Annotated in this window: 8 protein-coding genes, 1 tRNA gene and 1 pseudogene; 4 read left to right on the top strand and 6 right to left on the bottom strand. The window is 66.5% G+C overall.

Annotated elements, in window-relative coordinates; translation table 11 throughout:
* The 6 genes and pseudogenes from AC04L7_RS08945 to AC04L7_RS08920 form a co-directional block, all read right to left on the bottom strand.
* Positions 1-522 (bottom strand): annotated as a pseudogene (locus AC04L7_RS08945) (two-component sensor histidine kinase); the annotation flags it as partial.
* A complete protein-coding gene (locus tag AC04L7_RS08940) occupies positions 479-1,162 on the bottom strand; it encodes a response regulator transcription factor (RefSeq protein ID WP_475512856.1) in 684 nt (227 codons plus the stop codon). The gene AC04L7_RS08940 and the pseudogene AC04L7_RS08945, both read right to left, overlap by 44 nt.
* Before the next feature lie 9 nt (positions 1,163-1,171).
* Positions 1,172-1,654, bottom strand: coding sequence for a hypothetical protein (locus AC04L7_RS08935; RefSeq protein WP_435996924.1), 483 nt, complete (start codon positions 1,652-1,654; stop codon positions 1,172-1,174).
* A 298-nt stretch (positions 1,655-1,952) separates the two neighbouring features.
* Positions 1,953-2,834 (bottom strand): 30S ribosomal protein S6--L-glutamate ligase, encoded by an 882-nt coding sequence (gene rimK, locus AC04L7_RS08930; protein ID WP_296279651.1) that lies wholly within the window; start codon positions 2,832-2,834, stop codon positions 1,953-1,955.
* A 79-nt stretch (positions 2,835-2,913) separates the two neighbouring features.
* A tRNA-Gly gene (locus AC04L7_RS08925) sits at positions 2,914-2,987 on the bottom strand.
* 79 nt (positions 2,988-3,066) lie between these two features.
* Positions 3,067-4,866, bottom strand: a complete 1,800-nt coding sequence (locus AC04L7_RS08920) for an autotransporter domain-containing protein (RefSeq protein ID WP_436000946.1) — start codon at positions 4,864-4,866, stop codon at positions 3,067-3,069.
* A 177-nt stretch (positions 4,867-5,043) separates the two neighbouring features.
* Here AC04L7_RS08920 and thiS point away from each other — a divergent pair, with 177 nt between their 5' ends.
* From thiS to AC04L7_RS08900, 4 genes are all read left to right on the top strand, one after another.
* A complete protein-coding gene (gene thiS, locus AC04L7_RS08915) occupies positions 5,044-5,244 on the top strand; it encodes a sulfur carrier protein ThiS (protein WP_299340560.1) in 201 nt (66 codons plus the stop codon).
* Between the two features lie 61 nt (positions 5,245-5,305).
* Positions 5,306-6,100 carry a thiazole synthase gene (locus tag AC04L7_RS08910; protein WP_475512855.1) on the top strand — a complete coding sequence of 265 codons (795 nt, stop codon included), beginning with the start codon at positions 5,306-5,308 and terminating at the stop codon, positions 6,098-6,100.
* Positions 6,100-6,834, top strand: coding sequence for a tRNA (guanosine(46)-N7)-methyltransferase TrmB (gene trmB / locus AC04L7_RS08905; protein ID WP_296279646.1), 735 nt, complete (start codon positions 6,100-6,102; stop codon positions 6,832-6,834). Before AC04L7_RS08910 ends, trmB begins: the two co-directional genes overlap by 1 nt.
* A gap of 138 nt (positions 6,835-6,972) precedes the next feature.
* A partial coding sequence (locus AC04L7_RS08900) for an SLC13 family permease (protein WP_475512854.1) occupies positions 6,973-7,472 on the top strand: 500 nt, incomplete at its 3' end.

The following is a 7,472-nucleotide window of genomic DNA, read 5'->3' as shown; positions in this document are numbered from 1 at the left end:
CACAAGGATCGAGCCRTAAACCGCGCGCTTGAACTGCACTTCAGCGCGCGCCGTCTGCCCCATGTCATAAGCAAGGAAGAACCAGATCTGCGGCGTTTTCCTTACTCCCAGCTTGAAGGGATACGCCTTTCCGTCATCGCCTATGTCGGTAATGTTATGGATGCCGTCAGGCAATGCATACCACTCCGGCTTTGCAAGCCTKAGGCTTTCAAACTTGTCGGGAAGGTAGTAATACGCCTTCACCTGMTCGAACGGCGCACCGATCACCTGGCCTTCGCTTTGCGCGAACCGCCGCCAAGATTCATCCAGATTGCGGTTCATCACGTCTTCGACCAATTGGTTCTCGACGCGCTGACGCGCAACAATCGTTGCATACGCGAACAGCACCGTCAGGCCAAAACCCAACAGGACGAACGACAGGATGATGCGGGTGCGCAGCCGCCGCCGGAAACGGCGGTGGCGGCGGGGTTTCGACGACTCAGCTGCTGGCATCGGGCGCGGCGATGCGGTATCCGATGCCATGGCGCGTCTGGATGTAGGGCGAGTCGAACGGCTTGTCGACCACGGCGCGCAGGCCGTGGATGTGCACGCGCAGCGAGTCCGAATCCGGCAATTCCTCGCCCCAGACGCGCGTTTCCAGTTCCTGGCGCGTCACCACGGCGGGCGACGCCTCCATCAGGGCCTGCAGGATCTTGAGCGCCGTGGGATTGAGCTGCAGCAGCTTGCCCTGGCGACGGACTTCCAGTGTGTCCAGGTTGTATTCCAGCTCGCCCACCTCCAGCACCCGCGTCTGTACGCCMTTGCCGCGACGGGACAGCGCGTTGAGGCGCACCTCCACTTCCTGCAACGCGAACGGCTTGATCAGGTAATCGTCGGCGCCGGAATCGAAACCGGCCAGCTTGTTGTCCAGCGAATCGCGTGCGGTCAGCATCAGCACCGGCGTCTGCTTGCGCGCTTCGTTGCGCAGCTTGCGGCAGACTTCCAGCCCGTCCATGCCGGGCAGGTTGAGGTCGAGGACGATCGCATCGAACTCGTGCACCACGGCAAGGTGCAGGCCGGTCACACCGTCGGCGGCGAAGTCGACGGTGTGTCCGCGCTCCTCCAGGTAATCGCCGAGGTTGGCGGCGATGTCGCTGTTGTCTTCAATGACGAGAATACGCATCAGGACGCCTTAGTTGTTGCCGCGCAGGATGACCCGATTGCTCTTGAGCAGGGCGTTCTGGTCGTTTTCCCGGATACGGCGACGTTCCGCGACGGTCTGGCACTGCGTCGTGGGACGATGCGAGCCGACCACCTTCTCCCGCGTGCACACCAGACGGCTGTCCTCACCGGCGCGCGTGAGGATGCTGTTGACCAGTTCCTGGTCGTTGAATACACGGGCTTTCTGTTCTTCGCTGAGGCCCTGCACGCCACTCGTCGCCTCCAACGCGCCGGAGATGCGGTTCAGCGCATCCTTGACGTCGCTGCGCTCCTTCTGGCTGATCTCGGAATAGACCTTGCCGCCATCGAGATCCTTGATGATGGCCAGTCGCTGTTCCTCGAACGATCCGTTGATATTCACCTTGGCCGGGGCGCCGTCGTTGCCGGCGTCGATCTTGGCGTGTGCGGTGAGAGCGGCCAGTGCCAGCAGGGAGCCGAGTACCACCTTGTACATTCAACACCTCGTTCGTCAGGTTGAAGGATCTGCCCCGCCCAGCAGAGTTCGGGCATGGGGATAATCCGGATTCTGCCATAGCGCGTGGCGACAGCCGCGTGCAAAAAAAACAAGGCCCAGGCGGGTGGTCGCCCGCCTGGGCCAAACTAATGCCCCGATTACCGTAATCCTGTGCTTTCCAGATGCAAAGACCGGGAGGAACGCAGAGCTGCGGTCCGGTCAAGGCTACGCGGCCTTCGATTAAACGACCGTTAAAGAGTGCGTTAATTCCACGTGAAAAAGACACGGCCACGTCGGGTCAGCCCTGTTCAGCCTGCCTCGCGAGGTGCTCCACGATCCTCCCGGCGACGTCCACGCCGCATACGGATTCGATGCCCTCGAGCCCCGGCGTCGAGTTGACCTCCAGGACCAGGGGACCCCGCTGGGCACGGATCAGGTCCACGCCCGCCACGCCCAGCCCCAGTACCTTCGCGGCCCGGATCGCCACGGCACGCTCCTCATCGGATGCCACCGCATGCAGGGCGGTCCCGCCGCGATGCAGGTTGGAACGGAAATCGCCCTCCGGCGCCTGCCGGCGCATCGACGCCACCACCTCGTCGCCCACGACGAAGCAACGCAGGTCGGCACCGTCGGCTTCAGCGATGAATTCCTGCACCACGAAGCTGGCGTACAGACCGCGGAGGGCCTCGACCACGCTGCGGGAAGCCGAAGGCTTTTCGGTCAGCATCACGCCGGCGCCCTGCGCGCCCTCGTTCAACTTGATCACATGCGGTGGCGGACCCAGCATCGACAGCAGGTCGCTGGTGTCGTCGGGGTTGTCGCCGAAGACGGTGACCGGCAGGTCGATGCCCTGCGCGGCCAGCAACTGGTGCGCGCGCAGCTTGTCGCGCGCGCGCAGGATGGCATCGGAGGGATTCGGGCTGTACGTGCCCATCAGCTCGAACTGGCGCAGCACGGCCGTGCCATAGCGCGTGATGGAAGCGCCGATGCGCGGAATCACCGCGTCGTAGCCCGCCAGCGAACGGCCCTTGTAGTGCAACTGGAAACCGGTCGACGCAATGCGCATGTAACAGCGCAGCGGGTCCAGCACGCGGACCGTGTGGCCGCGCTGGCGCGCGGCCTCGACCAGGCGGCGCGTCGAATACAACTTGCCGTTGCGCGACAGGATGGCGAGCTTCATGGGGAATCGTTCACGGGGGTCGGGCACAGCATGCCACGCCCGCTGCACGGGCCGATGACAGGGAGGGGATGGCGCGGACTGGAGCGGGTGATGGGAATCGAACCCACGCTAGCAGCTTGGGAAGCTGCAGTTCTACCATTGAACTACACCCGCACGATGGCGCGAGTCTATGCCGCGACGGGCGGCAAGGCAATGCGGCGCCGGCGGTCCGGCGCCGCATCGCACGGCAATATCAGAAGCTGCCGCTCAGGGTCATGAACGCGGTGGCGTTGGCGCCACCACCCTGGTTGACGGTGGTATTCACGCCGAGGTTCGCGTCCAGTCCGAACAGCTGCGTGCGCGCGCCGAGCAGCAGCGTGCCGTAGCTGTCGTCCTGGGTCAGGCCGGGCACGGCATAGGGGGCCGTGCCAGGCATGGACAGCGACTGCGCGAAGACTTCGTCGGCCGGGTCTTCGAACTCCTTGTCGATCGTCAGGCGGGCGTACGGCGCCAGGTGATCGTTGATCGCGTAGCTCACCTGCCAGCCGGCGCTGCCGATCAGCGAATCGAAGTCCTGATCCGGATAGGCCAGTGCCGTCGAGTTGACGTTGCTCTCGCTGTAACCGTCCATCTCGATGGTCTGCGATACCACGCTCACCACCGGGCCGTGGCGGAAGGCGCCGTCGCCGAACTCGTAGCCGGCGCTTGCGCCGACCGTCAGGTTGGTGCCATCCGGCGAACCGCTGTGCCGGCGCGTCACGCCGCCCAGCTGCACTTCGCGGTCGATGTCGTAGGACAGCCAGCTGTAGCTGACCTGCGCGTTCGCCCACAGCTGGTCGCCATACCAGCCGGCGAACCCGCCGAGCGTGGCGTCGCTTTCGTCGAAACTGCCGCGGCGCAGGCCGAAGTCGTACTTCGCGCGTCCGTAGCCGGCAAAGGCGCCATAGACCCACGAACCCTGCGACCAGTCGACGCCGAAGGTGCCCATGGGGCCCGCGCCGTCGTACAGGTTGCCGTCGTCATAACGCAGGAAGTCACCCCGCACGTCGCCCCACCAGCGCATGCCGTCCGCCTCGGGCTTGCCCGCAACGTGCGAGGCCACCCGATCAGCGCGGGCACGGCCATGCACCGACGCGGTGTACGGCAGCAGCGCGATCTGGCGCGGACCTTCGAGCATCGCCACCGCATACTGCGACAGGATGTCGTGGGCCTTCGACGACGGATGCACGCCATCGGCGAACGCATAGACGTCCGCTGCATTCGGCGTGGCGTAGTTGAGCGGACTGCAGGTGACCGACGACGCGGTGATCTGCGGATTGCAGGCGGTGCCGGTGACGTTGCCGAAGCCGTACTCCGCGGGGCTGGCGACGATCTCGCGCAGCAGCGTGAAGGTATCCAGCGGGATCACCCGCAGGCCGGCGGTGTTGATGGCGCCGAACAACGCCGTGTTGTAGGTGGTGGCCAGCTGCGTGCCGGCGGCTGCATTCGTGGGTCCCTGGGCGCGGAACGAGGGCGTCAAGCCCAGGTCCGGCACCGTCGGCACCAGGATGTAGCGCGCGCCCGCATTCTGCAGTTGCCCGATGATGCCGACCTGCGCGGTGACGGCGCCACCGATGGTCGCGGTGGGGTTGGCGCCGGCGACCACGGCGAACAGGTCGTTCGCGCCGCCCCAGACGGTGTACAGGGCGTTCGGATCGGCACGGCCACCGCTCGCGGACAGATAGGTGTTCAGCTGGGTGGTCATCGAGGGAATCGCGCCGAGGGCGCCGGAGGTGTTGGTCCCCACGCGCGCACCGCCGACGGCGTAGTTCGTGCCCCCCTGGTTGGCGCTGGCGGCAACCGTGCCGTAGTACTCGGCCAGATATTCGGACCACACCAGGCCGGGGTTGGTGGTGAAGCGACCGAGGATGGCGGCGGAAGGACCACCGAGCTGTACCAGCGCCGGACGGAAATGGCCGGAGTCGGTCAGGCTGTCGCCGAAAAAGATCGTCTGCGAGTACGGGCTGTCCGCCGCCAGGGCGGGGGCCGCCGCCACGGCCAGCGCCACGGCCAGCAGGGAACGGACAGGCGAAAGGGAACGCTTCATGGAATCTCCGGGGCAAGAAAGGATGGACGGGACTGCGTGCCGGCTCTGCCGTACGGCTGCGCATGGCGCGCATCGTTCCACCAAGGCCGCGCCCGCACACGCTGCAATGCGGCATGCGCGCCGGCCTTCGGCGACAATGGCGGCATGGACATCCAGTTGAACGGGCAGCCGCAGGCGCTGCCGGACCAGAGCACCATCGCCTCCCTGCTGGTGCTGCAGGGGCTGGCCGAGCGACGCGTGGCCATCGAGGTCAACGGCGAGATCATCCCGCGCGGACAGCACGCGCAACACGTGCTGCGTGCCGGCGACCGCGTCGAGATCGTGCACGCGCTCGGCGGCGGCTGACGGCCTCGGCCTGCCGCACCCCGGGGGGACGCGCCGAGGCTTGATGGGCGATAATCGCCGCATGTCCAACACCGCCCCCCATGACCCGCTGGTGATCGCGGGCAAGTCCTACCGTTCCCGCCTGCTGACCGGCACCGGCAAGTTCAAGGATTTCGAGGAAACCCGCCTGGCCACCGAGGCTGCGGGCGCCGAGATCGTCACCGTCGCCATCCGCCGCACGAACCTGGGCCAGTCGCCCAACGAGCCCAACCTGCTCGACGTGCTGCCGCCGGACCGCTACACCATTCTTCCCAACACCGCCGGCTGCTACACCGCCGACGATGCCGTGCGCACCTGCCGGCTGGCACGCGAGCTGCTCGACGGCCATACCCTGGTGAAGCTGGAAGTGCTGGGCGACCAGAAGACCCTGTATCCCGACGTGGTGCAGACGCTTGCCGCCGCCGAGAAGCTGGTGGCGGACGGATTCCAGGTGATGGTCTACACCAGCGACGATCCGATCCTCGCCCGCCGCCTCGAAGAGATCGGTTGCGTGGCGGTTATGCCGCTGRCTGCGCCGATCGGCTCCGGCCTGGGCGTGCAGAACAAGTACAACCTGCTGGAAATCATCGAGAACGCGAAAGTCCCCGTGCTGGTCGATGCCGGCGTCGGCACCGCCTCCGATGCCGCCATCGCGATGGAACTCGGCTGCGACGGCGTGCTGATGAATACCGCCATCGCCGGCGCGAAACACCCCGTGCTGATGGCGAGCGCGATGAAGAAAGCGGTGGAAGCCGGCCGCGAAGCCTTCCTGGCGGGTCGCATCCCGCGCAAGCGCAACGCGTCCGCCTCCAGCCCGATCGACGGACTGATCGGCTGATGACCGATCCGTTTTCCAGCCCCGGCGCCAAGACCCCTCCCAAGCCGTTCACGATCAGCGACGGCCGGCGCGAAATCCGCAGTTTCGTGTTGCGCCAGGGCCGCTTCACCGAGGCGCAGCAGCGCGCCTTCGATACCCAATGGCCGCGCTTCGGGCTGGACTACACCGGCGCGCCGCGCGACTACGACGCGGTGTTCGGCCGCAGCGCACCGCGCGTGCTGGAAATCGGCTTCGGCAACGGCGAGGCGCTCCGTTTCGCCGCGGCGAACGACAAGGACCGTGACTACCTCGGCCTGGAAGTGCATGCCCCCGGCGTCGGTCGCCTGCTCAACGCGCTGGCCGAGGACGGCAGCGACCACGTGCGCGTCTACCACCACGATGCGGTGGAAGTGCTGCAGCACGAAGTCGCCGACGGATCGCTGGATGAAGTGCGCATCTACTTCCCGGATCCGTGGCACAAGAAGCGCCACAACAAACGCCGCCTGGTGCAACCCGAATTCGCGGCACTGATCGCGCGCAAGCTGCGTCCGGGCGGCCGGCTGCATTGCGCCACGGACTGGGAGGCCTATGCCGAGCACATGTGGGACGTGCTGGACGCGACGCCCGGCCTGCGCAACCGGGCAGGTCCGCGCGGCAGCGTGCCGCGTCCGGACTGGCGCCCGCAGACGCATTTCGAGACACGCGGCCAGAAGCTAGGACACGGGGTGTGGGATCTTGTCTATGACCGGGATTAGGGACTCGGGATTCGGGATCTGCAGGAGCGTGCACTCCTGCCACGCGCGACCACCGCGCGATAGCCTGCGTCCGCATGGCTGCGTGGCCCCGCCGACCCGTCATTCCCGTATCCCGAATCCCGCATTCCGGCCGTTCTGATGGACAACGCGCTGACGCTGACCAACGACATGAAGCTCGTCCTCGGGCTGGTCGGCTTCACGATGGCGATGTTCCTGTTCGAGCGCATCCGCGCGGACCTGGTCGCGCTGGTGGTGCTGGTGGTGCTGGGCATCACCGGGCTGATCGCCCCGGAGGAAATCTTCGGCGGCTTCTCCGGCAACGCGGTGATGAGCATCATCGCCACCATGATCCTGGGCGCCGGCCTGGACCGTACCGGCGCGCTGAACCGGCTGGCCTCGTGGCTGCTGCGGCGCGGCCACGGCATCGAGCAGAGACTGCTGCTGATGACCACGGCCATCGCCAGCCTCAACTCGTCCTTCATGCAGAACCCGTCGGTGATGGCGCTGTTCATGCCCGTCGCCTCGCGATTGTCGTCGCGCACCGGCCTGTCGATGCAGCGGTTGCTGCTGCCGATCGCGGCCGCGATCGTCATGGGCGGCGCGTTCACCATGGTCGGCAACTCGCCGCTGATCCTGCT

It is taken from the genome of Pseudoxanthomonas sp. LjRoot204_2, from assembly GCF_056175765.1.
The sequence above is the reverse complement of the archived record's forward strand: the minus strand, read 5'-3'. Positions and strand labels throughout refer to the sequence as shown.

Coding starts and splice junctions, on each gene's coding strand:
- thiS (WP_299340560.1), top strand. CDS start 5,044: ATGGACATCCAGTTGAACGGGCAGCCGCAGGCGCTGCCGGACCAGAGC.
- rimK (WP_296279651.1), bottom strand. CDS start 2,834: ATGAAGCTCGCCATCCTGTCGCGCAACGGCAAGTTGTATTCGACGCGC.
- trmB (WP_296279646.1), top strand. CDS start 6,100: ATGACCGATCCGTTTTCCAGCCCCGGCGCCAAGACCCCTCCCAAGCCG.
- AC04L7_RS08935 (WP_435996924.1), bottom strand. CDS start 1,654: ATGTACAAGGTGGTACTCGGCTCCCTGCTGGCACTGGCCGCTCTCACC.